Below are 24,845 nucleotides of genomic sequence, written 5' to 3'. Positions count from 1 at the left end.
TGTTCAACAAGCGTTAAATGCCATGGCGTAATTATATTGATATTGATTTCACGCGAAGAAAGAAGGCAAATGGACATGGAATTGAATTTAAAAGGCAAACGGGCACTTATTACAGGTTCGAGCAATGGTCTTGGAAGGGCAATGGTAAAAATGCTGGGAGCTGAAGGAGCAACCGTTATTGTACATGGACGCGATGAAGAGCGCACTCGCGCTGTAGCAGAGTCCATCAAGTCCAATGGTGGAACTGCGACGATTGCACTCGGTGATCTAACTACTGATGAAGGAGCAGATGCAGTAGCTGCTGCTGCGTTGGCCGATGGTCCAGTAGACATTCTCGTCAACAACGCTGGCTTCTATCGTCATTTCTCCTGGATGGAAGCTACAGCCGACGAATGGGCTGATACCTATAACGTTAACGTCATTTCTGGTGTGCGTATGATTCAACGTTTGGTTCCAAAAATGCGTGAACAGAACTGGGGTCGTGTCATTACGATCGGTGGGGGACTTGCTCTGCAACCAATGAATACCCACCCTCAATACAACGCAACCCTGGCTGCCCGCCATAATCTTGCTGTATCTTTGGCACGTGAGTTGAAGGGCACGCGAATTACTTCCAACGTAGTTGCGCCAGGAGCAATCCTTGTGGATGCGGTTAAGGACTTGGTTGAGCACATTGGACCTTCTCGAGGTTGGGGCCAAACCTGGGATGAGATTATGTCTAATGCGGTTAACGAGCTTATTCCTAATGACCGGGGACGCTTCGGCTACCCTGATGAAATTGCAGCGGCTGTAGCCTATCTTTGCAGCGAATATGCAGAATATGTAAGTGGGGCAACCATTCGCGTTGATGGTGGTTTGATTCGAGGAGCATTCTAAGAACCCAACACACTAAATTAGCAAAATACGAATTACATGTGCAAAGCACAAATTAAATCAAATGGAGTTGAATGTATTAAGCAATGAAGTCAAGCCCTTCGGTGTCAAGGTCACAATTATTGAGCCGGGGGCATTTCGAACTGACTGACAAGGGGCATCTATGAACATGGCGGAGGTAAGTGAAGATTACCTTCAAACCGTTGGTCAAATGCACCAGTTCCGCCTTGCCACGGAAGGTAAACAACCAGGAGACCCGGCACGGGCAGCCAAGATCATCATGGATATCGTTAACTTGGAAGAGCCACCGCTTCGTCTACTTCTCGGTGCCGGGGCTGTTGAAGCTGCAGAGAAATCCTCAAGATCGCGCGCTGAAGAAGTGGATACATGGGCTGAAGTAAGTCGTTCTGCTGATTTTCCGACAGAAACAGACTAAACAGGCTGAAGCATAGGGTTTACCGAACCCCTTTGTTTAGACCGCTGACGGAAATGACGCCACGATTTATGGTGCTTCCGTTCGGTCAGTGGTCTCTTCTTTACTCAATTTTCCCAATAAAAAGAAGCCTCGTTCCAAATGAACAAGACTTTGAGACTTTTATATATTCTGATTTATAAAGCACGATTGAATTTCTCGACAATATGTTCAATGACGGGGTGAATCCGTAAGTCGTCCACTAAGGACATCTTTTCCGGTTTGAACAATTGAATTTTTTTAAAATGATAATAATCATTGAGGACTTGTTGAATGGTCATTTGGTTATAAAGCAAATACTTCACATTCATGATTTCCCGGAGCAAAATATCGTCTTGAAGTAAAATGAACTTCTCGTTAATCGGATTAAAAATCCCCTTGTTCTTCCCATCTTGATAAAACTTAAGGGTCTGCTGTTCCTTCTTATTCAACGCAGACTTCAAAACATCGTACATTTCCGGAAATACCATTTGTAAATCCTTCAGAAACACATCAGATATTTTGCCAACTAACGTTACCGATTGTTCAAACAATTGCTGAAACCAACCCCCGAACGATCGATCGTCATCCTCATTGGTACGATCCTCTAGCCGTTCTATATAGTCAACAAAAATGCGAACGACACCCTCGATGATTTCTTCTTTTGAAGAAAAATTCTTGTACATCGTTGCTCTGCTAACATCCATAAACTTAGCAATATCGTCCATCCTCATTTGTTGAAACCCGTCCTTCATGAGGGACGGAATCAGTTTTTTCAGCAGCTTGTTTTTTGCTTTATCTTGCTGATTCTCCATTGACATTACGCTCCCCCTTACCCGTTGCTTCTATTATACACGGTTTCAATAAAATATAAACAAATAATACTATATAGACAATTTATATATATTTTGTTTACTTCGTTTTCGTTGTGTGTTATCATTCTTTTTAGCAAGAGCTCGAAGGGGGGCGTCAAAGAATGGGCCAATAGATCGGGTATGAAAAAAGACAATTCCCAAGAAAAGAATAGTAAATCCTAAATGAATTCAAAGGAGTTATTTAAATGAGAACAATTAATCAAGTTTATATTAACGGGGAATTTGTAAAGCCATACGGCACAGAGGTACAAGAACTTATTAATCCTTCAACTAGGGAAATCATCGGACGTGTCACTTTAGGGAACGAAGAGGATGCCAAACGAGCAATCTCGGCAGCAAAGAAAGCCTTCAAGACTTTCTCACGAACTTCAGTGGAAGAGCGCAGTCAAATGCTGCAAAGACTACATGACGCAGTTATGAGAAAATTAGAAGTAATGATGGAGGCTAACATCAATGAATACGGTGCTCCGAAGCCCGCTGCCATTGGCCGAGTTAAACTGGCAGCTACGAATTTTTTGGACACGAAAGAAGCGCTTGAGGCATTCGATTTCGTGAAGTATATCGGGAAAGCGAAAGTAGTAGCAGAGCCAATTGGAGTCATTGGAATTATTACTCCCTGGAATGCAACCTATTCTCAGATTACTGCAAAGCTTGCTTCTGCCATAGCTGCCGGCTGTCCAGTGGTGATCAAGCCAAGTGAACTAAGCGCGATTCAGGCACAGCTGATCACTGAATGTTTCCATGAGGCTGATATTCCAGCTGGTGTGATCAATGTAGTTCATGGACTTGGCCAAACGGTTGGATCCGAATTGACCCGCAATCCGGATATTGCAATGATCACCTTCACTGGTTCCACTCGAACAGGGAAAGAAATTAGGAGAGGTGCTGTAGATTCCATGAAGCGGGTCACGCTGGAACTGGGCGGCAAATCGCCGAACATCATCTTAGATGACGCCGATTTTTCCGTGGCAATCCCGACCGCTGTAAGACAGTGTTATAACAATAATGGGCAAGCTTGCGTTGCAGGGACCCGCCTCTTGGTCCCCAAGCATCGGTTGGACGAAGTGAAACAGATAGCTAAAGAAACTGTGGAACGCATCAAAGTCGGCAATCCCTGGGAAGAAGGCACAGAACTTGGTCCAATCGTAACAGAGAAGCAATACAATCAGGTTCAGCGATATATTCAGTCTGGTATTGAAGAGGGTGCTGAACTGGTCATCGGAGGTGTGGGGCATCCAGAGGGTTTGGAACAAGGATATTTTGTTAGACCAACGGTTTTCGCTCAGGTGACAGAAGATATGACGATCGCCAAGGAAGAAATCTTCGGTCCCGTCTTATCGATTTTATCTTACGAGACGGAAGATGAAGCCATTGAGATGGCTAACAATACAGATTATGGTCTCGGTGCCTACGTGAGTTCCTCGGACATTGAGAAAGCCAATGAAGTGGCAGCCCAAATTGCTGCTGGTGTTGTGCTCATTAACGGGGCAGGTTTTGAAATGAAGGCTCCGTTCGGGGGATTCAAGCAATCGGGTATCGGCAGAGAATACGGATTACATGGGCTGGAGGAATGTTTGGAGACGAAAACCATAACAGGCTATGACTCGGCCAAATAATCAAACACAGTGTTCTAAAATTGATATATGGAGGATACGCGATGTCTAAAGTATGGCTTATAACCGGTAGTTCACGCGGCTTCGGCCGCAGTCTAGCTGAAGCTGTTCTAGCTCAAGGTGATCAATTGGTCGCTACTGCACGCAAACCTGAGCAGCTCGAAGACCTTGTAGATCGTTACGGAGAGCAAATCCATACGATGGAATTAGATGTAACCAACATGCTGCAGGCAGAAGCAGCTGTTCAAGCGGCTGCAACTACATTTGGCAGACTGGATGTATTGGTTAACAATGCAGGGTATGCAAATATCTCAGCTATCGAAGAGACTACTATGGAAGATTTTCGTTCTCAAATCGAGACGAACTTTTGGGGAGTCGTGCAAGTTACGAAAGCAGCATTGCCTGTTTTACGCGAACAAAGATCGGGCCACATTTTTCAGTTTTCTTCGATTGGCGGACGATCAGGCGCCCCTGGTTTGGGCCCGTACCAAGCTGCAAAATGGGCCGTGGAAGGGTTCTCCGAGGTATTGGCCAAGGAAGTTGATCCGTTAGGGATAAAGGTAACGTTAATCGAACCGGGTGGATTCCGTACGGATTGGGCAGGGTCATCCATGGAGCATGTTACGCCAAGTGAAGAATATAAAAACACTGTGGGTTTATTATTGAAATATGTTCGGGAATCCAGTGGCAATCAGCCTGGAGACCCGTCGAAAGCAGCCCAAGCCATTCTAACGATTGCTGATGAAGAGTACCCTCCATTGCGTCTTTTACGTGTATCTACCGATTTTTATATTAATGACTTGGATGACGAAATTTCGAGGTTTATGAATCTTGATTAAAGGATACCAGGTCGGTAACTTTGTTATCATCGGGTTCAAAGGATTTTCTACTCATAGCTATAAGCTTTCCTTAACCCCCAGTCAAACTGGGGGGTTCTTATAACAATGACTTACGAGCCGTTACGGTCTGTTTAATGCTTAACCATAGTCATTCATTGACATTGAATGCAAGAATACAGAAGAAATAAACGCACCCGGCCAGGAAAACCAATGCCGTGATTCCACTTTTCCCGTATGCCCGTTTACTGCTTCAGGGAAAAGTCCGTCCCACTGAACAATCTCCGCCAATTTACTCCGGACTTTTTGGTGACGTTGTTCGTCCCCGATTTGCAGGCTGTACAGAAGCTCCTGCCCGTCTCCCAATGGACAAGGGTGAGTGGTGTGGACGGAACCGAGTCCACCATACATCCGGAGCAGAATATTGGCAATATTTTTTATTTCAATGTTAAAATATTTAACACGAGTTCTGAATGTTCTTTGGTGAGAAAGAAAAAGCAGCCTGTCAATGACAAGCTGCTTTCCCTCTCTTATAGTTTCGTCTTATAAAACTCATGGAGCAGTCTCCACCGACAACTTATCGTATACGGAAGAATTAACCCGAATCTCGGCGTTCGCCGCCTCCCGGTTCAGCCACGCCTCGTACCGCTCATCGTTCAGCGGCTTGCCGGAACGGTCACCGTCTTCCTTGGAAAGCCGCTGCCGCAGCGCCAGCTCCAGATTGGCCAGATTGTACCGGTAATAGGCTTTTTCCGTATACTGCTTAGGACCATAGATTGGTTCGCCGCGCCGGAGCCGGCTGCTCCGCGTCCGATTCTCTGCATCCAGCCGCGACAAGAACGCCTTGTATCCGATGTCTCCGGCGATTCCGGCTTCCTTCGCGGCAATCTGCTGAACCTTGACCCGGACCAGAAGGTTCAGCGTCTTCTCTTTCAGCAGATCAAGCGGCGTCCGGCCTCCGGCGCCGGAGGTCCAGAAGCCCTTGGCCGCCGGATCGGCCCCCCCCTTCGCCGTCTCGGCAATGACCTCTCCCCGCAGCTCCAGCATGCGGGTCCGGAATTCGCCGTACGCGATCGGTTCGCCGTTCACCCAGGCAACGGCGGTAAACGGATCGGGCACCGCCGCACCGCCGCCGACTTCGGAAACGCTGGCTTCGCCAGGCGGCCCGTGTGACGAGCAGGCGACAGGCACCAGCAGCGCCAGCAGCACAAGCAGCAGCGGCAGCGCCGCCAGCGGCCGGAGCCGTCTTCCCGCCCCCAAACGCAGACGGCGTTTGCGGCTTTCGCCCCTCGCCGTCTTATCGACGGTCATCGTGCATCCCTCCTTGTACGTCGGCAAGCCTTAATCCAGGGAAAGCAAGCGGCGTTATTAACGGTACTACAGGCAATCATTCCATGCTTTAGCCGTAACGCGTGCTAGTACACCCGCTTACTTGCCGGACGCGTGACCGCGGCGGACGACCAACTCAGCCGGCCAAATGGCCGCTACTCGGTCACCCGCACATTGTCGAACGACGCCATGCCGGAGTGCACGCGCAGGCCGATTTTGCCGGAAGCGAGTTCCGCTCCGCTGCCGGTCCAGGAGATGAGATCGGTGCCGTCGACGGACCCGGTAATGGACGATCCCTGAACCGTCACCTTCAGCCTGTATACCTGATTCGGATTTACGGTAATCGGCACGCTCGCCAGCATCTGGAGAGTGCCCCCCGTCTTCTTGTACAGATCGGCGGTGCTGCCCGTGTCGTTCAACCGGAACATATAGAAATTGTTCGCATCCTGATAGCGGAATAGAATGCCGCCATTGCCGCCAAGCTTCTTCACCTTCACATCCGCTTCAAGGATGTAGTCGGTCCAGGAGGCTTCGCCGGCGAAAGCGATCGATTCCCCATAAAGGCCATTCTGGGCATAGACCAGCGACCCCTCGTTCCCAATGTTCCAGCTTCCTCCGACAGTGGTCCAGCCATCCGCCGCTCCGTCTTCGAAATCATCCTCAAGCAGCGCCGCCGGAGGTCCCCCCGTTCCCGGGGCTTCGTATACGCCGATGTCAGGCGTTCCGCTATACAGCGGATTGCCGAAGAAGTCGGAGCTGCCGTTGCCCCATATAACGGCCCCGGCATTGATGGCCGGCGAGCCTTCGGCCAGTTTGTACGCCGATGCAGTGTCGATGCCGGACGCGCCGCCGCCGTTCAGGAACTGCGGATCGGCGACAACCTTGTCCGGGTCGTTCGGCACGTTCGAGTTTGCGCCGTAGAACAGGTTGTGGCTGTATTTCATGTAATTGCTGTTCGAATACGTCCCCCCGGCGGCGTTATAGAAAATATTGTTGGTGTAATTCGCCATCCCGCTCGTGCTTGATTGGGTCAGACTCGACGTAATTCCGTTGTCGCGGTAGATGACATTGTTGTAGATGTGCAGATTGCCGCCGCCCGGTCTCAAATGGAACGTGCCGAAGGCGTCGTAGTCATTCTGGCTGATATTGTAGCGAAAAATATTATTGTTCGTACTGTCCATAACGAGCAGGGCTCCGCCTTCGTTGTGATGGCTGAAGTTATATTGATAGATACTGTCGCTGACCCTGATGTCGAAGTCCCAAGCCTGACCGTCTCCCTGAAGAACCCGGGTGTTGAACGCTTCGTTATGCTGAAAGACAGCCCCGGTGGTGTAATACGCCCACTGGGCGGCGACGAAACCGATGTTATCCAGATACTTGACCACCGACGTGTTCACATCGCAGCTGACCCCGATCTCATTCGTCGTGTTGTACTCAATCAGCGGAGAGACGCTGGCGCGGACCAGAATGCCGTCCCGGTGAATTTTCTCCACATAATTGCCGCGAATAATCAAACGGGTGAAAGCATTGAATTTATGGGTCCAGGAAGTATTGGCAAAAGCGTCCGTCATCACCTGGATGCCGGTATCCGCCACATTGATCACCGTATTGTCCTCAATCAGCACATCGTCCCAGGTGCTCTCGGGATCAGTATTGCCGCCGCGCGCGTGAAAATTGATGCCGCCAGTCCTCCGGTCGGTGCCGAATACGTCATGGATGTCGTTTCCTTTAATATAAATATGCTTGAACGCACCGGCGCCCGCGCCTTCGCCGACGACAAGAATGCCGCTTCGACGCATATCGGTCGCGTACTGCCCGCTCGTAATTTCCAGATTGTTGATTTCCCAGTACGACACATTCTTGAGCCGGACGCCGAATCCTTCGCCGCCTACCGCCGTATTGCCAAAGTTAATCAGCGGTTTGGAGCCGGTTCCGTACCGGTCGACCACGATCGGGCTGCCTTCCACGCCCGAGCCCTTCAGGTCCAGATAGGTATCGTTCCAGACCGAACCGGCTTTAAGCAAAATCCGGTCACCGGGATCGAATACGACCGAGTTGACCTTGGCCAGTGACTTCCAGGGACTGTCCGTGCTCGTGCCGCCATTCGTGTCGCTTCCTACCGCCGCATCCACATAATATGTCGTGCCCGCCGCCGACGCCCGGTCCGCCGGCATGAGGCCGACCGGACCAAATAACAGGGCGGCCATAAGCGGAAGCAGTAATATTTTTCTCAAAGTAACCGCTTTCATAAATACTCCCCCATAATTGTTCTAGCCCCGCTTCTTAAGCATTCTTGAACTCGCTGGGGCTCTTGCCGCTGTACTTCTTAAAAACCTTGGAGAAATAAGCCCGGTCCGAGAAACCGAGCGTATAAGCCACATTCTCGACGGTCTCGTTCTCCCGGCGAAGCATGGAAATGGCGATGGAGATTTTGTAGCTATTGACGTAATCCGTAAATTTCATCCCGGCCAGCCGCTTGAAATAGCGCGAGAAATAGCTGGGGTTCAGGTGCAGATGCTCCGCCATATCTACCGAGGTAATCATCCGGTCGACATGCTCCCGGAGAAAATCGTCGATCGCCTGAAGCCGGATGTCCTTCTCCAGGTCGCTTATCGGCGTCAGCGCCTGATGCCGCCACAAGTTCCACAGCTCCCGCTTCGTCAGATGCGCCGCTTCCTCCGCCCGGAGGGACCGGCTTAAGTGGAAGAAGAACGCTTCCTCTGCCGTTCCGTGCGTCTCCGACGCCATCTTGCGGACACAATCGGCGTAAGCTTCTTTCAGCAGCCTTGGCGCCCAATGCTCCGCTTCGGCGTGCTGCAGCAGCTTGCTCACGGCCAGATCAATCCAGGCGGCGTTGTCTTCCTCGAGCGCCAGCGACAGCATCGCCTTCTCTTTCTCCGGCTTCGATTCGGCCGCCTGCAGGAAAGTACGGTCCGGCTTCAGCATCATGACCGGCAGGCCTTGGCCGTAGAAGCTGTGGTCGCGGTATTCCGCCAGCTTCTTGTAGGTCTCGACGAACTGCCGGACCGGGACCGCCTCCGCCGCGTAGAAGCCGAGCACGCGGACCTTCATATACTGCTCCGCCTTCTCCCGGACAGATGTCATGTACCGGATCAGCTCGCCTTCGGAGATGTCCCGGTCTTCGACGTTCCACAGCAAATAAATATCCGCCTCTCCGTCCATCAGCGCCGTGATCGATACTGGACCGGAGGACAGCTCGGCTGCGATATTGCCGACGGCAAAATGCAGGAGCGGCATGTCCTTGTACCGGTAACGGCCAACGACGGAGGCGGCGTCGATATGCAAAAAACCATGGCGGAGATAGGGCAGTTTCCAGGAAATGCCGAGCCGTTCGCCGAACAGCAAAATATTGTCCCATTCCCCGCCTTCGGAGAGCAGCTGCTTCAGGAAATTCTGCTTCAGCACCTCCCGGTTGCGCTCGATCGCCTGCTGGAACGAGTAGCGCTCCAGCAGCTCCCGGCGCCTCCGGAAGCGGTCCATCGCCTTGCCGACGCTGTCCCGGAGCTGCTGCGGCGTGAGTTCATCCTTAATAAGATAATCGTCGGCCTCCAGCTGAATCGCCCGTTTGGAATAATGAAAATCTTCATAACAGGTCAGAAAAATGAGCCGCACCTCCGGCTTCATCATCCGGAACGCTTCGGCCAGCTCCAGTCCGTCCATGCCGGGCAGTCCGATATCGACAATGGCCAGATCGGGCAGGCAGTCATGAAACAGCTCCAGCGCTTGCTCGCTGCCGGAAGCCGCGGCGGCCAGTTCAAGCTCGAAATCAAGCTGGCCCAGTAAATGCTTCACATAGTCCAGCATAGGCACATCGTCATCGATCAACATGACCGTCATCATGGGAAGAAACCTCCTTGCCGCCCGTTACCGGAATATAGAATGTAAAGATCATGCCGCCGTCCGGGTTCGCGGCCGCCGTCAGCCGCGACCGGTAGCCGTACAACACCTGCAATCGGCGCGCCGTGTTGATCAGCCCCACGCCCTTCTCCGGCTGCGGCTGCTCGGGCTCCGCGCCCGACAGGCGGCGGCCCAGCCGATGGATCGCCTCTTCGGCCATTCCCCGGCCGTTGTCGGAGATCGCAATTTCGAGCATGCCGCCGCTTAGGCGCGACTCCAGCTCGATGCGGGGATGTTCGGGACGGGCCGAGAAGCCGTGGCCGATCGCGTTCTCGACGACAGGCTGCAACAGCAGCCTCGGCAGCTCCAGTTCTTCCGTTCCCTTCTCCAGCCGGTAGTGAAAGGCAATATTCAGCCGGTTGCGGATCTGCATGACCTGCACATAGCTGCCGAGAATGGAGCACTCTTCGGCAAGCTGAATCGGCCGATCGGCATGGACGTAGGCCCGCTGCAGCTTCATTAGCGCGTCGATCATCGCCCCGTGGACCGTGTCGCCGGACATTAACAGATTGACCTTGATCGAATTCAGCGTATTAAGCAGAAAATGTGGCCGGATCTGCGCAGACAGCGCCCTAAGCTCAAGTCTCCGCTTCTCTTCCTGCTCGCTTTCCACCTGGTGCAGAAGCTGGTTGATGTCCTCCAGCATCTGATTAAAAGCGGCCGACAGCATCGCCACCTCGTCCTTGCCCTTGACCGGAATCCGCACTTCGCGATTGCCGCCGACGTACTGCTTGACGCTGGCACGCAGCAGACTGATCGGCTTGTTTATATACCCTGCCCAGAATATGGACAGCACAATAAAAGCCAGAAAAAACACACCAACCACTGAAATGGACACCAGAAACTCCCGCTTGATATGGCTGTCGATTGAGCTGCGGGGAAGCTCGCAAGCCAGAAGCCAGCCCGTTCTTGCGATCCGCACCTCGCTGCGAAGCGGATTGTTCCCGTCTGCCGCCTCGCTTCCCCGACGTACGGCGATTGTTTCCCCCGCCGAATCAACCAGCGATAAGACGACGGACGGGTTGCCCGTATCCAGCAAATTCTCAAAATAATGGCGGGGAATGCCGATGAACAGGGTACCCAGCTTCTCATGATTCCGGGGATCGAAGATGAAACGGGCGGCATAGTAATACTCCGGTACTGAAGTGCTTTCCCGGTAGGGAAACCACTGAAGCACCGTCCCTTCTTCCGGATTCAGCCTGCCGCTCTCCTGCAGGAAACGGTCCGGCACCTTCGAGAAGACGGGGCGGTCCAGATTGCCCATAATGATCCGGTTGTTCCGGTTGACGATCATAATTTCAAGGTCCGCGTCGAGCGCCTGTATCGTCAGAATGCCGCCTATCGATTTCAATTTGGCCTGGTGGAAGTAAGATTGGTAATTACCGAAGCTCTCGGCGTTCGTCAAGTAGCGCAGACTGTTCAGGACTTCGGGATCATATGTTTCGGAGAGATAGAGGGATGCGAAGGAAATGCTGTCGATTGTTTTTTCGATCTGATTGGCGATGACGGTGATTGTTTCTTCATTGGTTCGAAGGATTTTGTCGCTTACGTTCTGACGAACGGATTGATAAGACCAAAAGGTCACGGCGGCAAAAGGCAGCAGAATCAGGGCCAGGAATGAGAATTGCAGCCTCCGGTGATAGGAGAAACGGTTCATCCATTGCATTGCGGGCCATCCTTCTCCCAGAGTATCGTTATATAGTTATTATAAACCCTGTTTGCTGGCCTTTATGACAATCCGGTTAAAATCGTCCCGCAAAATAATGCGTTAAGGCGAGATTGCCTTCTAAGTTACCTGCGATTATTTTGCGGGGAACCGATGGTTTATCTATCAAAGGCCGTTTACTTGTTGGCAGCGACTACCTTATCGACTTCCGCCGTCATTTCCGCCTTGACATCATCGAATTTGCGATTGTCGAGCATATAGCTGGCGAAGGAATTTTCAACAATCGTCTTCAGCTGGCTGCCGTAAGGAACGGTGAAGGTGCCCTCCGGCATTTTGTTGCGGCTGTCGAACAGCGTTTTGGCGAGCGAGTCGGTATCGATCAAGTTTTTGTTCTCGCTAAAAAATTGTTCCAGCAGCGCCTTGCCGTCGACCTTTTTCAGCGCCGGAATTTCCTGCGTATACTTGTAAGCTTCCTTGGTCATCCAGCGGATGAAATCATAAGCCGCCTGCTTGTGCGCAGACTTGGCGCCAACCGCCAGACCTCCGCCGGAAATGTTCGTCATGCCGACATCGGTTGCATCAACGGAACGGGGGAGCGGTGCGTACACCATCTGAAAGTCATGCGGGAATTTTTCCAGATTGAGACCCGCCCGGACGGCGTAGCTCGGAACGGCCAGCATGCTGGCTTTACCGGCGAAAAACTGCTGCAGCACATGATAGTTCGAAGCCAGCACATCCGCATAAGGCTCGACGCTCTTGTCTTCCTTCTCCATAGCGCGGCGGAGATTGAAGAAATAACTAAAGGACGGATCGTCGAAGATCGGCTTCAGGTCGGCGTTCAGCTGCGGATTCGGATGCTCGGTGTACGCGATGATGTTCGCGTATTCGCCCCAGGTGTGGAAATAAGTCCCGAAATGATCCTTTGTCGTCAGCTTTTTGGCATAATCGCGGAAGTCATCCCAGGTCCAGCCCATCTCCGGAAGCTTAAGTCCGGCCTCATCCAGATGCTTCTTGTTGAAGACCGTAAACCACTGCGTTGCGGAACCCATCAGCCCGTAGACTTTCCCATCGAGCTTGAGTACCTTGAAATATTCATCCTCCGGCTTGACGCCCTCGGTCTCAAAATACGAGTTAAGCGGTTCCACAACTCCGCGCGAAGCCCGTTCCATCAATTCTTCCTCATTCCCGGTCATGAAAGCGTCTACAACTTCACCGCCGGCAACGAGAACGTCCAGCTTTTTCAGAAACTCTGTGCTGTCGCTGTTCTGAACAAGCGAAACATATTCCACCTCAACTTTATCCTGCGACTGGTTGTAGGCTTGAACCGCCTGGTACGTCGGCTCCTCCGGTTTATTGGATTTAAAGGTGTAAAATTTGATCTTTTCTTTCTCCCCGGGTGTATTCGTCTGGGTTGCCGCGGTCGGATCGGCGGCTCCTTTATCGCTTGCGGCCGGAGCATTCCCGCTTCCGGAACATGCGGTGACCGAGAACGTCAGCAGCAGGCCGGCCAACCATAATGCAGGCTTCTTCATACCATTTCCCCCTTCAGTTGGTTGATGCAATTTAATTATACTACCCCGCCGCCGCGGGCACCGTGTACAGTCTTGCGGTCCGGGCGTAGACATTTTTGACTTTGCGGCTATGGCAAGCTCCGCCGGTCAGGCTGGTCGCTTTTAGCCCTTGACCCCACCGATGGAAATGCCCTTGATCACCTGCTTCTGCAGCACCAGGAACAGCACGAGCAGCGGAATAATGGCCGCGAGCGAAGCCATCATCATCACCGAAATCGTCGTTCCGAACTCCTCTTTGAAGAACTGCATGCCGAGCGGAATTGTATACAGATTGGTTGAATTCAGCATGATCAGCGGTCCCTGATAGTCATTCCAGGTCCAGATGAATTTGATGATGCCGACGGTGGCGAGAATGGGACGGCTCAAGGGGAGCATAACGCTCCAGAAAATGCGGTAGAATCCGGCGCCGTCCAGTTCGGCCGCTTCCAATAAATCGTTATGCACCCCGATCATGAACTGCCGGAGCAAAAAGGTGAAATAACTGGAGAACATGCCCATGAGAATGAGCGAAGCGTGCGTATCGTACAGTCCCATTTCCTTGATCATGATATAGCGGGGAACGAGCGTCGCCTGCTCCGGGATCATCATAAAAGCCATCATGGCGCTGAAGACGAGACCTTTTCCCGTAAATTTCAGCTTGGACAGCGCATAGCCGGCCATGGCGGAGACGATGAGCGTTGCGAGCGTGGAGATCAGTGCGATTTTGACCGAGTTCATATAGAAAAGGCCGAAGGAGACGTCCCCCATCCAGACCGTCTTGAAATTTTCGACAAAATGCCAATCCTCAGGAATCCACTGAATCGGAAACGTCCAGACTTCTTTTTCCGTCTTGGCGGCGGCGGACATCATCCAGACCAGCGGCAGCAGGAAGAAAAGTGAGAGAGCGCCGAACAGCACCGTTAGCACGATAGACCCAAGCTTGATTTTTCGTATCGTCATTTGTGCTTATGTCCTTTCTTCGAAACTTTATTTCGAAACTTAATTTCGAAACTTAATAATGCACCTTCCGGCTCTGCGTAATCCAGGTCAGCGAAGTCACGAGCATGATGATCAGGAACAGTATCCAGGACATGGCCGAAGCGTAACCCATCCGGAAATGCTGGAATCCTTCTTCATAAATCTGGTATACGATGACCGTACTGGAGTAATTGGGTCCGCCGTTTGTCAGGAACTTGATCATGTCGAACACCTTGAACGAAGAGATGATGCTGGTTATCGCCAGAAAAAAAGTCGTCGGCCCGAGCATCGGCAGCGTGATCCGCCGAAACTGCTGGATGCCTGTCGCGCCGTCGATCGTCGCGGCCTCGTAGAGCTCATCAGGGATATTGGCCATCCCCGCCAGAAAAATGATGATCTGGTAGCCGAGCAGCTGCCAGATATAGATCACCATGATTGCGGCCAGCGACCAGCTCGTGTCCACCAGCCAGCGCGGCGGATCGGCGACGCCAAGCTGGATCAGCAGCTGGTTGAGCGGTCCCTTGGACGGATGATAGAGCGCCGACCACACCGCTGAAACCGCGACCGTTGAGCAAATATAAGGAACGAAGAACGCCACCTTGAAATAATCCTTAATGTACAATTTCTTGTGGATGATCGCGGCTAAAACGACGCCCAGCAGCATCGTGGCCGGCACGGTGCCGGCGGTGAAGCCGATGTTGTTCTTCAGCGCCTTAAGGAACCGATCGTCCCGGAACAGCTCGGTAAAATTATCGAGTCCAATAAACTTGATGGCGGACAGGCCGCCGACGAGGTTCCACTCGGTCAGACTGAGGCCCAGGCTGAAAATGAGCGGAAATACAGCGAGGACAAGCATGCCGATCACCTCGGGCGCAATGAACAGCCAGCCGGCCAGCTGTTCGCGCCGCCGGCGGGTCCAGTACGTTCTTTTTCCGTAGCTGCGAGCTGCTTCTGTACGGTTGCGTGGTGGCTCATCTCGCATCTCCCCTGTTCCCGGCGGCGGTCATCTCCGGCAGATAGGCCCCTTCTTCCCGCAGACGCTGCCGCAGCCGGCCGACGTCGACCGCATGCACATCGCCGTCCGCCGAGGCGGCGAGGGATGCGGCCAATCCGGCGGCTTCACCCATCGCGAGGCAGACCGGCATGACGCGGACGCTGCCGAGCACCCGGCGCTCGCAGGAGATGGACCGCCCGGCCACAAGCACATTGCGCAGCCCGCGCGGCGTCAGGCAGCGGTAGGGAATGCCGTGCGATTCGCCCGGCCCATACAGCGTAATCGTCTGCGCCGAGCCCGCCTCGCTCTTCTCCTCCTTCTCGGTGCCGTGCACATCGATAAAATAGCTGTTACGGCAAATCTCATCCTCGAAGCTCCGGCGGGAGACGTAGTCATCGACCGTCAGCACGTAATCCCCGATGATGCGCCGCGATTCGCGTGTGCCCATCAGCGTGCCGGTGCTGGCGACGTAAGCATTGCCAAAAGAGGCCGGCTGGATCTCGGCCAGCATGTCGCGGTAGGCGGCAGCCATCTTCCGCCCCCGAATCAGCGCCTTGGATACGGAATGGGCATCCGTATTGTCCACCTGCCACAGATGCCCGGCGTTGAAGCCGACGGCGCGCGGCGCGATCAGATTGTTGCAGAGGTGGGTGTCCGGCACATCCGGGTATCGGCCTGATGCAAACGCTTCGTGGATCGGGCTCCGCGGGTTCTCTTTATGGAGAAGCGGCCCGTTCAGATACGCGTAATCGTCGACATTGCCGAGGACGAAGCAATGAGTGGCCGGCTGGAGATCGCCGGTGGCGCTGTCGCCTTTCCGGTACTCCGCTCCCGCCCAGGCGGCGACATCCCCGTCGCCCGTGCAATCGATATACACCGGCGCCCGGAACGCCTGCAGCCCGCCCTTGTTCAAGGCGACAATCGCCGTCACGTTTCCCTGTCCGTCCGTCTCCACCTCGGCCAGCGACGTTAGGAACAGCACGTCGGCACCCGCCTCCGTCACCAGATCGTCGTAGACAACCTTCAGCTTTTCCGGCTCGATCGGCACCCAATCAAGCGCCTCCGGCTTCACATGGGGCATTTGCGCCTTCAGCGTTTCGAACACCTTCTCCGCCAGCCCGCGGTAGACCATTTTCTCCTTATCCGAGAACGGGCACCACGCCGGGACCAACCCCGACGTCCCCATCCCGCCGAGACTTCCGGTGGCCTCGATCAGCAGCGTCTTCGCCCCTTCCCGCGCGGCTGACGCCGCGGCGGTGCAGCCTGCCGGTCCGCCCCCGACGACGATTACCTCATAGGATGTATTCAGCGGGATTTCCCTGCTCTTCATTCTGTAGCTATCCATGCGAGCCTCGCTTTCCCGGCGGATTCCCGATTAGCAAGCGTTCCGCCGCTTCTATTCGACCTCATTATAGCAACCAGCGGTCAAAAATACGGTATAGGACTCATACCGGTTGACGTGTATTTTTTTGACCTTGGGGGAGCTAAAGGCGCAAAAAAAGCAGGCATCAACTACCTGCGAGGGAGCATGTATGGGTATGGCAACTTTTATTTCCCAAGGTCAGCCCCATAATAAAAACAAACCCATCGTATCTCCTTATGGAGTTACGGTGGGTCAGCTAAATCGTTATTAGGGGTAAACCAAACGCTTCCTGAACAAAGTTCATATCACGATCTCTGGATACAAGACCAAGCTGGCAAAAATCATCGGCTCATCTTTTTAAGGTGATGAGATTTCTGGATTCTACTTTTAGTAGTTATATAAGTTGAACTGAAAATCTTTATACCTGAAGAAGTAAGCGGTCAATTACGGCTTGAGGAGTTCGGTTGATGCTTTTCATAAAAGCGGCCACATGGGAACGAATGACGTAGAACTTTTGGAAAAACACATTGTTCACGACATCGTGCTTTAGCCATTTCCACAAACCTTCCGTGGGATTGAGTTCCGGGCTGTACTTGGGTAAATAAACCAACTGCAATCGGGCGTGCTCCCTGAGAAAAGGCTGAATTTCATCGGCATGATGAATGTGGGCATTATCCAGTACAACCACGACCTTGCCGGAATACGTCTGTAAAATATCGGTCAAGAAGCGTTGGAACGCTTTCGCATCCAGTTTTTCTTCTTCCCGGTGAAGGACATGGCCGGTTTCGTAATCGATCGCTGCAAACAGCTTGGCACCCTGATGCTGGCCATACGTCTTGATTTTTCGCTGTTGTCCTCTCGGAAACCAATTGTACTGTAAGGCTAGATAGGCCCGAATAGCCGATTCGTCTTCAAACAGCAGATGATCCACTTTTCCTTGATCTAACTGGTCTTTGAGCTCAGGTAGCGTGACTTGGCGAAACTGCTCTTGCTCCTCTGGATTGGCCTTTGCCAAAGTATAGGTGGCCTTCGTGTAGCTGAAGCCAAGGCGGTTCAGCATTTTGGAGACGCCTTTGAGCGTGTAGTCTTCGCTATACTCCCGAAGAATCCAGGCACGAATGAGTTTTAACGTCCAGGTATACTTCGCTTCAAAGCCAACATCGACAGGGCGTTTCTCAGCGATGACTTGCTTCAGCCGTTCCTCTTGCTCATTCGAAAGTCGCTTGGAACCACCCGGATATTCACCCAATTCAAGACCTTGCAGTCCGTTCTTACGGTAGTTCTTCCAGTATCCGCTGATGGCCGGAAAGGATCTGCCCAAAATATCGGCAATTTCGGTGAGGGTCCGGCCCTCTAGATGCAGCCTTATCGCCAAATATCTTTCATACATCCGGGTACTTTCCGTTTCCTTCATGGCTTCTGTCAGTTTTCCGATCTCTTGTTCTGTAGTCATTTAAATCTCCGCCTTTTCAGGTTCTTTCTTACCTTTTACCCGATTCTGGCGGTCCTTAATATTACGAGTTCAATTTATATAGATTTATTCTTTTGTAAAAAAGCCTTTGACCGTTTCTCTATCCCACACATGATTCTGAGCCATCTGCTCATCCGTGAGCAGAAAATAATCATATCCTATATAGCCCGGTTCGTCAGGGACAGGGTCATCCCATGTTGCATCCAAGTGATAGTAGGCACCATCTACCACAACGATATTCCAAGCATGACCGGCACCCTCATTGGTCGTTCCTGTTATGTAATAGTTCTCCACATTGACCAAATCAAGTAGCATTTTCATCGTTAATGCATATCCTTGGCACACAGCTTTATGCTGTATCAATACTCCATATTCACTATAAGAAACGTCCGGTATAGTGTCATTCAGATAATTATCATAGTCATATGCCGTATTCAGTACAACATAGTCATGTAATGCCTTTATTTTTTCACGCGTTGTCATATCCGGTAAAACCGTTTGTTCCACTACAGCCTTGGCGGCTTGCTTTACTTCGTACTCTTTTTCCGAATCCGTTTCAGACAGAAGAGGATAGACCTCATCGAATATATTTTCAACATTATTGCTAGAGGGTAATGTCTTTCCATATAAGCTATTTCCCAGTTGAGTTGTTAAATTCATTGAATACATTGCAGATACAAATTCGCCCTTTTCATTGCTTGCGTCTTTTTCATAATATACTGATCCGTCCAAAATTATCAGCTTCATTGGCATTGGCCAACTGCCCAATTGAGCTACTTTCTTACTGTCGGTACCGTCCAAATTGCTTTGATAGAGGGAATATCCCTTGCTGAAGTACAGCTTATTATCTGAAATATTAAAACCTTCGGCAATAGCCAAGTTCTGCAGGCGACCTCCTTCAACAGGTATTCTGCCAATCATCGCCTTATCTTCTGCGATATAGTTGAAATATATATAGTCTTCATGTACCGTGAGATCTTCATAGTCGAGACTGCCATAATTGAGGTTGTCCGTTCCGTTAATACGGATTCTTCCGATCGTTCCGGCTTGCCCACTGTTGCTTGATTCCTTGTAATAAACCCATCCCTTCGAGACAGTAAACTGATAGATATTCGGATTATCGAGAATCCGTATAGGCATTGCTCCTTTCCGGTCAATTTGCATCCGGTAGATTCCATCGTCTGTATTATAAAACAACCAATTGTTCATGATTAATAATTGTCTTGCGACAGTGTTATATGCCAGTTGTTTAAGCGAACTGCCGTCAGTCCTCATTTTGTAAATGCCGTCGCTGCCTATGAAATAAAGCCATTCGCCTTGAATATTCAGCATCCGCACTTGGGATAGTAAAAGACTGACCTTTTTGCCATCTTCTTCGTTTACCTTATATAAGTATCCGCCATTCCCTCCAGATACGTATCCATGCTGTTCATTTTCCAGCCCGTAAATCCACTTCCCCTCCTTAACTGCAAACCCGTTATTAGCCAGATTGGAAGAGGTGCTTCCTGTAGACTCTGCGGAAATGGAAGAAAGTAGTGTCTGATCGGACGATATCACGACGGTTCTTGTGGTTGAGTTCCAAATAACCTCCGCTCCAAACGCTTCTCCAACAAACCGAAGAGGGACCATAATCGTACTGTCAATTATTTTACCCGGTGAAGACAGGGGCAGCACGTTCTCATTAATGCGTGCATACGAGCTACCAAGAGTGTATACCATCTTCTGAGCACCTTTATTTGCCTTTACCGTACTTGAGCTCTGATCCCACTTGATACTAACACCCAATTGCTCAAACACTCCCCGTAAAGGCACATAAATCACATTATTAACGCTGATCGGTTTTTTCATTAGATTTACTATTTTCCCATCGACAACAACTGAGATTTCTTGCTGTTTCTGCTCTGCATTTGCAGTAAGCGACCATCCAAATACAAGTCCTAATACAAAAATCAAACCGTATATCATTTTCCAAATTAACTGAATTCTCTGCAAAGCACTTACCTCCATATTTTAACCAACCTTAAAACAATATAATGGAAAACTAAATCCATAGATGCATAATTCGTCACTATACCCCATTATTCAAATTAACTTCAATTTTCTTAGGAAACTGTACGCACAAATAAGCTCAAGCTTATCGCTTGAGCTATTCAACAACCTATAAAGCTTTTAACTATTCATTAAAAATCACAAATTCGATTCTTTTCCACCTTTTTAGTAAAACCTGTTCTTAAGCGGACATAATTATCCATATTTTCTCAGGAAAGTATCTTTTTCGAGGAACCGTGATCGCTCATTCACTCAAGCCTTCACTCGCTTAAAGCCTGCCGCACCGATGTAAGCCACTTCCCGTCCTTGATCAGCCGGTACGCCGCCTCGAAATCCACCGTCTGGATGCGGTCGGCATCCAGGAAAGGCACGGCGGAACGGAGCAGACGGTAGGCCGCCTCCGTTCCCCGTCCAAGCTTGACCCCGCCGCGAAGGTCGATGGCCTGGGCGGCGTGAATGGCTTCAATCGCCAGCATATAGGTCAGCCGGTCAATGATCTCCCTTGTCTTGGAGACGACAAACGGCGCGTTGGTCCCGTGGTCCTCGATATCTCCCGCCAGCGACATATAATCGGCGGAGGCCGGGTTGCTCAGATGGCGGATTTCCGCATCCAGCGAAGAGGCCGTCTTCTGGACGGTGCCGAAGCCGATTGAGCGTTCCGCATCCGGAGTCAGAAAGCGGCTGAGGCCGGTAAAGGCCGGATCGCCCAGCTTGAGGATGCGATAGCAGGAGCTTTTGGAGACATGATGCAGGGCGCTCCCCAGCATCTCGAAGCCGAGCGTCCAGACGACGGGATCAAAATTGGCGTTGGATAATATGCGCCGCTCTTCCGCCAGCACGCACGGATTGTCGTCCGGGCTGTTCAGATGAATTTCCAGCAGTTCCCGGGTATAGGCGAGCGCATCACGGGCCGCGCCGTGGATCTGGCAGGCATCGCGGAAGCTTAGCGGGTCCTGCAGGGAGTCCGGATTATACGCCTCCCACAGGCTGCTTCCGGCAAGATACTTGCGGACATCCGCCGCGCTCGCAAGCTGCCCACGGAATGGGCGCTTGCGGTGAACGGCTTCGTCCAGCGGGCTGACATTGCCGCGAATCGCCTCCAGCGACAGGGCGTACACCGTATCGGCGGTTTCCAGCAATCCGGCCAGATCATGCAGCGCCAGCGCGCCGTTTCCGGCAGAGAGCGCATTGGAGCTGACGATGGCCAGCCCGTCCTTCGGCCCCAGCCTCAGCGGAGCCAGTCCAAGCTCCGCCAGCGCCTGCTTGGCCGGCAGGCGGCGTCCGCCAATCTCCGCCTCCCCTTCCCCGATCATCGCCAGACCCAGGTGGGAGATCAGGGTGATATCCGCAGCGCCCACTGACCCGCGCAGCGGCAGAACGGGGTGAAATCCCAGGTTGAGGAAATCGGCGTAGCGCGCGGCGATTTCCGGCTGCGAACCAGTGACTCCAGCGAGCAGACCGTTCAGCCGGGCGAGCATCGCCGCCCGCACCACCTCCTCCGGGGCCTCGGGCTTGATTCCCGCGCTGTGGGACAACAGCAGGCTGCGGTTGTAATATTCATACAATCCGGGAGAAATGATCTTATCCTTATTCCAGCCGACGCCACGGTTCAACCCGTATACGGGCAGTCCTTCCTCCGCCAGCTCGAAGATAACCTGCCGCGCCTTCTCGAGCCGTTCCCAGGCGCTCGGCGCGATTACAACCTCCCGGTGGCCCCGGGCAACGCTGTCCACATCGGCAACGCTCAGACCCGTTCCGTCCAGCACCAGTGCGCTGCCGGATAGCGGGCTTCTCTCAGGCATGAACCTGCTTCTCCTTGCCGAAGGCGTAGCTCTGGAGGTCGATCCCCAGCACCTCTTCCACTTCGGGATAGACGCTCGGGTCCTTGACGCTGGAACTGAGTGGAACATTGGACTTGTCGATGGCAAATACGGCAATCTCCTGCCCTTCCTTAAGATCCCCTACACTGACCGGACGGCCTGTGGCCAAATCGATGCTCGTAATGACATCGGGGAAGGTGGTCAGCCGTGTGCCCGACCGGTCGTCCACCGCCATATATTCGTTCATCACGTGCAGGGTCAGAGAACTCCCCGGGATTTCCACTTCAATAGTGCCGATATCAAAAGCGCCGGAATAGTGCACATTTTTCTTCGTCACTGTACCTTTGCCGACAATTCTGCCCTTTGTATGGCGTACGATCGTGTCAAGCACCGCTTCCGCACCGTCCGGCTCGGCCGCCAGGATCGCCCGGCCCAGCTCAATCGCAATCGAGATGCCGCACAGCGCGGCATGCTCCTTGATGTATTTCGCCGGGAGCGGATGGCGCGCCGCGGCGATGAAGCCGCCGGCCATGTCCGATGCGGTACGCAGAATGTTCGAGGTCCGCGCCGGGGTCCCTTTGACAACCAGCTCGATGTAGCTGCCCAGCTCCGGCTTGCCGCCGGCCACCGCCTGAACCGTCTCGTAATCAATGGACGAGGCGAGGCCGAGCGAGCCCATTTTGCCGGTGGGATGGGCGCGGATGTCCCCGGTGGCGTCCACAACAACAAGGCCGAGCGCGGCTGCCGGCAGCCAGCCGTTGATCGTGCTCGACATTCCGTTCTGCGGCGTCATGACCCCGGCAATTTTGCCGTCATAGTGGTCGATGACGAGCTGTACGGCCTTGATATAATCTTTGCCGAGCATCTGCCAGTCGCGGCCCGCCGGTGCGCCGATAGCCGTGCAGGTCAGAATAACGGCGTCTTCCGGCAGCTCATCGACCGACACCAGCTTCGGACGGCCTACGCTGAGCGCAGCGTGACCGATATCCAGACCGTGGTCCACCCAGCCGCCCCCGCCGCTGGCAAATACGGAACCGCCTCTAACCGCGGCGTTTACATCGTCTCTCGTTAACTCTCTCATTTATCCCCGTCTCCTCTTGCGGCAAGCCGGGCGCGGCTGCATGAAAGGCATTCATTCGCCTATTTCCAGCACTTTTCCGGCTCGCCGCCGTTATTTTTTGCACACTTATCCGTCGGCCAAATATCGGCCGGTACAAATTTTAGTCCGCCACAATCTCTTCGTGCCTGCCGGTATCAATTCTTGCAATTCCCTTGCGTTCCACCTCGTCTAACGACTCCTCGTATCCGGCATCCGCATACCGAAGCACGCCCAGTCCGGTGTCGTTATCGAGGGCAGTCCGCAGGCGCAGGTCACTCTCCGCCTTTCCGTCGGCGACAATGGTGACGCCGGCGCTTGTCATGTACCCCGCATAACCTCCGCCGCCGGAATGAATGGCCACCAGATCGGCCATGGAGGAGCAGTTCAGCATCGCGTTCAGCAGCGGCCAGTCGGCAATCGCGTCGCTGCCGTCCTTCATCCGCTCGGTCATGATGTTCGGGTGGGCCATGGCGGCCGCATCCAGATGGTCGCGCGAGAACGCCACCGGACCGCTCAGCTTGCCTTCGCGGACCATGTCATTCACGGCCAGCGCCAGCCTGCTGCGGTCCCGGTGGCCGAACCAGCCGATCCGGGCAGGCAGTCCTTCGACCGGTACGTGAACATTCGCCAGCTTGATCCAGTTCGACACGATCTCGTTGTCGCTGAATTCGCGCAAAATATATTCGTCAATGGTCCGAATATCCTGCGGGTCGCCGCTGAGGGCGATCCAGCGGAACGGGCCGATGGCCCGGGCGAACAGGGGCCGCAGAAAGGCTTCCGTGAAGATGTCGATGTCAAAAGCGTTGGCGACACCGTACTTCACCGCCTGGGAGCGGATGTTGTTGCCGTTATCAAAGACGACCGAGCCGAGCGCCTTGAATTGCAGCATCGCTCCGACCTCGACCGCAATCGACGTTCCGGCGGCTTCCTGAAGTCCAGCCGGGTCCGTCTTGCGGGCCTCCGCCGCAGTGGCGGGGGTATAGCCTCTCGGAATATACCCGTAGAGCAAATCATGCGCGGAGGTCTGGTCCGTCACAATATCCGGCAGCACCCCGCGCGCCAGCAGCTCGGGATAGACATCGGCCGCATTGCCGAGCAGGCCGACCGACAGCGCCTCTCCGCTGCCTTTCGCCTCTTCGATCCAGGCCAGCGCTTCGTCCAGGCTTGCGGTCTTGCGCTGCAAGTAACCTGCGGCAATGCGCTTGTCGATCCGGTCCTCCGCGACCTCCACGCATAGAATAGCTGCGCCCGCCATCGTTCCGGCCAGCGGCTGCGACCCGCCCATGCCGCCCAGGCCGGCGGTCAGAATAAAACGGCCTTGCAAGCTTCCGCCGAAATGCAGGCGCGCAATGCTCTGGAAGATTTCATACGTTCCCTGGATAACGCCCTGTGAACCGATGTACTGCCAAGCGGCTGCGGTCAGCCCTCCCCAGATAATCAGGCCCTTGTCCTGCAATTCATAGAAGTTCTCGCTGGTCGCCCATCGGCCCACCAAATTGCAGTTCGCCATCACAACGAGCGGAGCCTGGCGATGCGTGCGGAAGACGCCGATCGGTTTGCCCGATTGAATGACCAGCGTCTCATCCTCTTCCAGATTCTTCAGCGTGTCCACGATGGCTCTGTAAGACGGCCAGTTCCGCGCCGCTTTGCCCAATGAAGCATAGACAATCAGCTCCTTCTGGTTCTCGCCGTTCTCCAGCACATTCTCCAGCATTCGCAGCAGCGCTTCCTGCCGCCAGCCCTTGCATCGAAGTTCTCCTCCTCTTGCCGCCGTAATTCTGCTCACGGCTATCCCATCCTTTCTGTTTCAATCTCTCTTTGGCATTACCTTTTGAAAATAACACCGTCTTTTCCGGACGCAACCGCATCATAAATGGCTTGATACAGCTCCATGGTCCCGGCGCAATCCTGGATGCTTGCAACAGGTCACCAGTTAATTCCCCGCTTCGCTCATCCCGGT

The 24,845-nt window shown here is 53.1% G+C and carries 18 protein-coding genes; 4 read left to right on the top strand and 14 right to left on the bottom strand.

The window, feature by feature from the left end; all coding sequences use genetic code 11:
• Window positions 1-75: 75 nt before the first annotated feature.
• On the top strand, window positions 76-876 hold the full coding sequence (locus PUR_RS07660; protein ID WP_179037801.1) for an SDR family NAD(P)-dependent oxidoreductase: 801 nt from the start codon (window positions 76-78) through the stop codon (window positions 874-876).
• Window positions 877-1,042: 166 nt separating this feature from the next.
• Window positions 1,043-1,309, top strand: coding sequence for a Rossmann-fold NAD(P)-binding domain-containing protein (locus tag PUR_RS07655; RefSeq protein WP_232101757.1), 267 nt, complete (start codon window positions 1,043-1,045; stop codon window positions 1,307-1,309).
• Between the two features lie 173 nt (window positions 1,310-1,482).
• Here the strand turns inward: PUR_RS07655 and PUR_RS07650 are convergent, their stop codons facing one another.
• Entirely contained in the window at window positions 1,483-2,139 is a 657-nt protein-coding gene (locus PUR_RS07650; RefSeq protein ID WP_232101756.1) for a TetR/AcrR family transcriptional regulator, read from the bottom strand.
• Window positions 2,140-2,384: 245 nt separating this feature from the next.
• Here PUR_RS07650 and PUR_RS07645 point away from each other — a divergent pair, with 245 nt between their 5' ends.
• Both PUR_RS07645 and PUR_RS07640 read left to right on the top strand, forming a co-directional pair.
• Window positions 2,385-3,815 (top strand): aldehyde dehydrogenase family protein, encoded by a 1,431-nt coding sequence (locus tag PUR_RS07645; RefSeq protein ID WP_179034727.1) that lies wholly within the window; start codon window positions 2,385-2,387, stop codon window positions 3,813-3,815.
• A 41-nt stretch (window positions 3,816-3,856) separates the two neighbouring features.
• Entirely contained in the window at window positions 3,857-4,651 is a 795-nt protein-coding gene (locus PUR_RS07640; RefSeq protein ID WP_179034726.1) for an oxidoreductase, read from the top strand.
• Between the two features lie 549 nt (window positions 4,652-5,200).
• Here the strand turns inward: PUR_RS07640 and PUR_RS07635 are convergent.
• The 13 genes from PUR_RS07635 to PUR_RS07575 form a co-directional block, all read right to left on the bottom strand.
• On the bottom strand, window positions 5,201-5,959 hold the full coding sequence (locus PUR_RS07635; RefSeq protein WP_179034725.1) for a hypothetical protein: 759 nt from the start codon (window positions 5,957-5,959) through the stop codon (window positions 5,201-5,203).
• 173 nt (window positions 5,960-6,132) lie between these two features.
• Window positions 6,133-8,226, bottom strand: a complete 2,094-nt coding sequence (locus tag PUR_RS07630) for a 3-keto-disaccharide hydrolase (protein ID WP_179034724.1) — start codon at window positions 8,224-8,226, stop codon at window positions 6,133-6,135.
• A gap of 34 nt (window positions 8,227-8,260) precedes the next feature.
• Window positions 8,261-9,838, bottom strand: a complete 1,578-nt coding sequence (locus PUR_RS07625) for a response regulator transcription factor (RefSeq protein ID WP_179034723.1) — start codon at window positions 9,836-9,838, stop codon at window positions 8,261-8,263.
• Complete coding sequence (locus PUR_RS07620) at window positions 9,813-11,561, bottom strand: sensor histidine kinase (RefSeq protein ID WP_179034722.1); 1,749 nt, start codon at window positions 11,559-11,561, stop codon at window positions 9,813-9,815. The genes PUR_RS07625 and PUR_RS07620 overlap by 26 nt, the downstream gene beginning before the upstream one ends.
• A 176-nt stretch (window positions 11,562-11,737) precedes the next feature.
• The gene (locus PUR_RS07615) at window positions 11,738-13,093 is read right to left on the bottom strand and encodes an ABC transporter substrate-binding protein (protein ID WP_179034721.1); all 1,356 of its coding nucleotides are present in this window, start codon (window positions 13,091-13,093) and stop codon (window positions 11,738-11,740) included.
• Window positions 13,094-13,234: 141 nt separating this feature from the next.
• Window positions 13,235-14,071 (bottom strand): carbohydrate ABC transporter permease, encoded by an 837-nt coding sequence (locus PUR_RS07610; RefSeq protein ID WP_179034720.1) that lies wholly within the window; start codon window positions 14,069-14,071, stop codon window positions 13,235-13,237.
• A gap of 52 nt (window positions 14,072-14,123) precedes the next feature.
• Window positions 14,124-15,071, bottom strand: coding sequence for a carbohydrate ABC transporter permease (locus PUR_RS07605; protein ID WP_179034719.1), 948 nt, complete (start codon window positions 15,069-15,071; stop codon window positions 14,124-14,126).
• Complete coding sequence (locus PUR_RS07600; protein WP_179034718.1) at window positions 15,061-16,428, bottom strand: FAD-dependent oxidoreductase; 1,368 nt, start codon at window positions 16,426-16,428, stop codon at window positions 15,061-15,063. Before PUR_RS07600 ends, PUR_RS07605 begins: the two co-directional genes overlap by 11 nt.
• Window positions 16,429-16,864: 436 nt before the next feature.
• Window positions 16,865-17,899: an IS630 family transposase gene (locus PUR_RS07595; protein WP_179034717.1), complete on the bottom strand. Its 1,035-nt coding sequence runs from the start codon at window positions 17,897-17,899 to the stop codon at window positions 16,865-16,867.
• Between the two features lie 84 nt (window positions 17,900-17,983).
• The gene (locus PUR_RS07590) at window positions 17,984-19,909 is read right to left on the bottom strand and encodes a DUF5050 domain-containing protein (RefSeq protein ID WP_179034716.1); all 1,926 of its coding nucleotides are present in this window, start codon (window positions 19,907-19,909) and stop codon (window positions 17,984-17,986) included.
• Window positions 19,910-20,226: 317 nt separating this feature from the next.
• Entirely contained in the window at window positions 20,227-21,768 is a 1,542-nt protein-coding gene (locus tag PUR_RS07585; RefSeq protein WP_179034715.1) for an HAL/PAL/TAL family ammonia-lyase, read from the bottom strand.
• Window positions 21,761-22,867 (bottom strand): thiohydantoin desulfurase, encoded by a 1,107-nt coding sequence (locus PUR_RS07580; protein WP_179034714.1) that lies wholly within the window; start codon window positions 22,865-22,867, stop codon window positions 21,761-21,763. The genes PUR_RS07585 and PUR_RS07580 overlap by 8 nt, the downstream gene beginning before the upstream one ends.
• A 139-nt stretch (window positions 22,868-23,006) precedes the next feature.
• On the bottom strand, window positions 23,007-24,671 hold the full coding sequence (locus tag PUR_RS07575) for a thiourocanate hydratase (protein ID WP_179034713.1): 1,665 nt from the start codon (window positions 24,669-24,671) through the stop codon (window positions 23,007-23,009).
• Window positions 24,672-24,845: the final 174 nt, after the last annotated feature.

Source organism: Paenibacillus sp. URB8-2 (genome assembly GCF_013393385.1).
Lineage (GTDB): Bacteria > Bacillota > Bacilli > Paenibacillales > Paenibacillaceae > Paenibacillus_AQ.
This window is presented reverse-complemented; position numbering and strand designations above follow the sequence as displayed.

Excerpts from the sequence above, each read along its gene's own strand:
- PUR_RS07660 (WP_179037801.1), top strand. The coding sequence starts at position 76 with ATGGAATTGAATTTAAAAGGCAAACGGGCACTTATTACAGGTTCGAGC.
- PUR_RS07655 (WP_232101757.1), top strand. The coding sequence starts at position 1,043 with ATGGCGGAGGTAAGTGAAGATTACCTTCAAACCGTTGGTCAAATGCAC.
- PUR_RS07650 (WP_232101756.1), bottom strand. The coding sequence starts at position 2,139 with ATGGAGAATCAGCAAGATAAAGCAAAAAACAAGCTGCTGAAAAAACTG.
- PUR_RS07645 (WP_179034727.1), top strand. The coding sequence starts at position 2,385 with ATGAGAACAATTAATCAAGTTTATATTAACGGGGAATTTGTAAAGCCA.
- PUR_RS07640 (WP_179034726.1), top strand. The coding sequence starts at position 3,857 with ATGTCTAAAGTATGGCTTATAACCGGTAGTTCACGCGGCTTCGGCCGC.
- PUR_RS07635 (WP_179034725.1), bottom strand. The coding sequence starts at position 5,959 with ATGACCGTCGATAAGACGGCGAGGGGCGAAAGCCGCAAACGCCGTCTG.
- PUR_RS07630 (WP_179034724.1), bottom strand. The coding sequence starts at position 8,226 with ATGAAAGCGGTTACTTTGAGAAAAATATTACTGCTTCCGCTTATGGCC.
- PUR_RS07625 (WP_179034723.1), bottom strand. The coding sequence starts at position 9,838 with ATGATGACGGTCATGTTGATCGATGACGATGTGCCTATGCTGGACTAT.
- PUR_RS07620 (WP_179034722.1), bottom strand. The coding sequence starts at position 11,561 with ATGCAATGGATGAACCGTTTCTCCTATCACCGGAGGCTGCAATTCTCA.
- PUR_RS07615 (WP_179034721.1), bottom strand. The coding sequence starts at position 13,093 with ATGAAGAAGCCTGCATTATGGTTGGCCGGCCTGCTGCTGACGTTCTCG.
- PUR_RS07610 (WP_179034720.1), bottom strand. The coding sequence starts at position 14,071 with ATGACGATACGAAAAATCAAGCTTGGGTCTATCGTGCTAACGGTGCTG.
- PUR_RS07605 (WP_179034719.1), bottom strand. The coding sequence starts at position 15,071 with ATGCGAGATGAGCCACCACGCAACCGTACAGAAGCAGCTCGCAGCTAC.
- PUR_RS07600 (WP_179034718.1), bottom strand. The coding sequence starts at position 16,428 with ATGGATAGCTACAGAATGAAGAGCAGGGAAATCCCGCTGAATACATCC.
- PUR_RS07595 (WP_179034717.1), bottom strand. The coding sequence starts at position 17,899 with ATGACTACAGAACAAGAGATCGGAAAACTGACAGAAGCCATGAAGGAA.
- PUR_RS07585 (WP_179034715.1), bottom strand. The coding sequence starts at position 21,768 with ATGCCTGAGAGAAGCCCGCTATCCGGCAGCGCACTGGTGCTGGACGGA.
- PUR_RS07580 (WP_179034714.1), bottom strand. The coding sequence starts at position 22,867 with ATGAGAGAGTTAACGAGAGACGATGTAAACGCCGCGGTTAGAGGCGGT.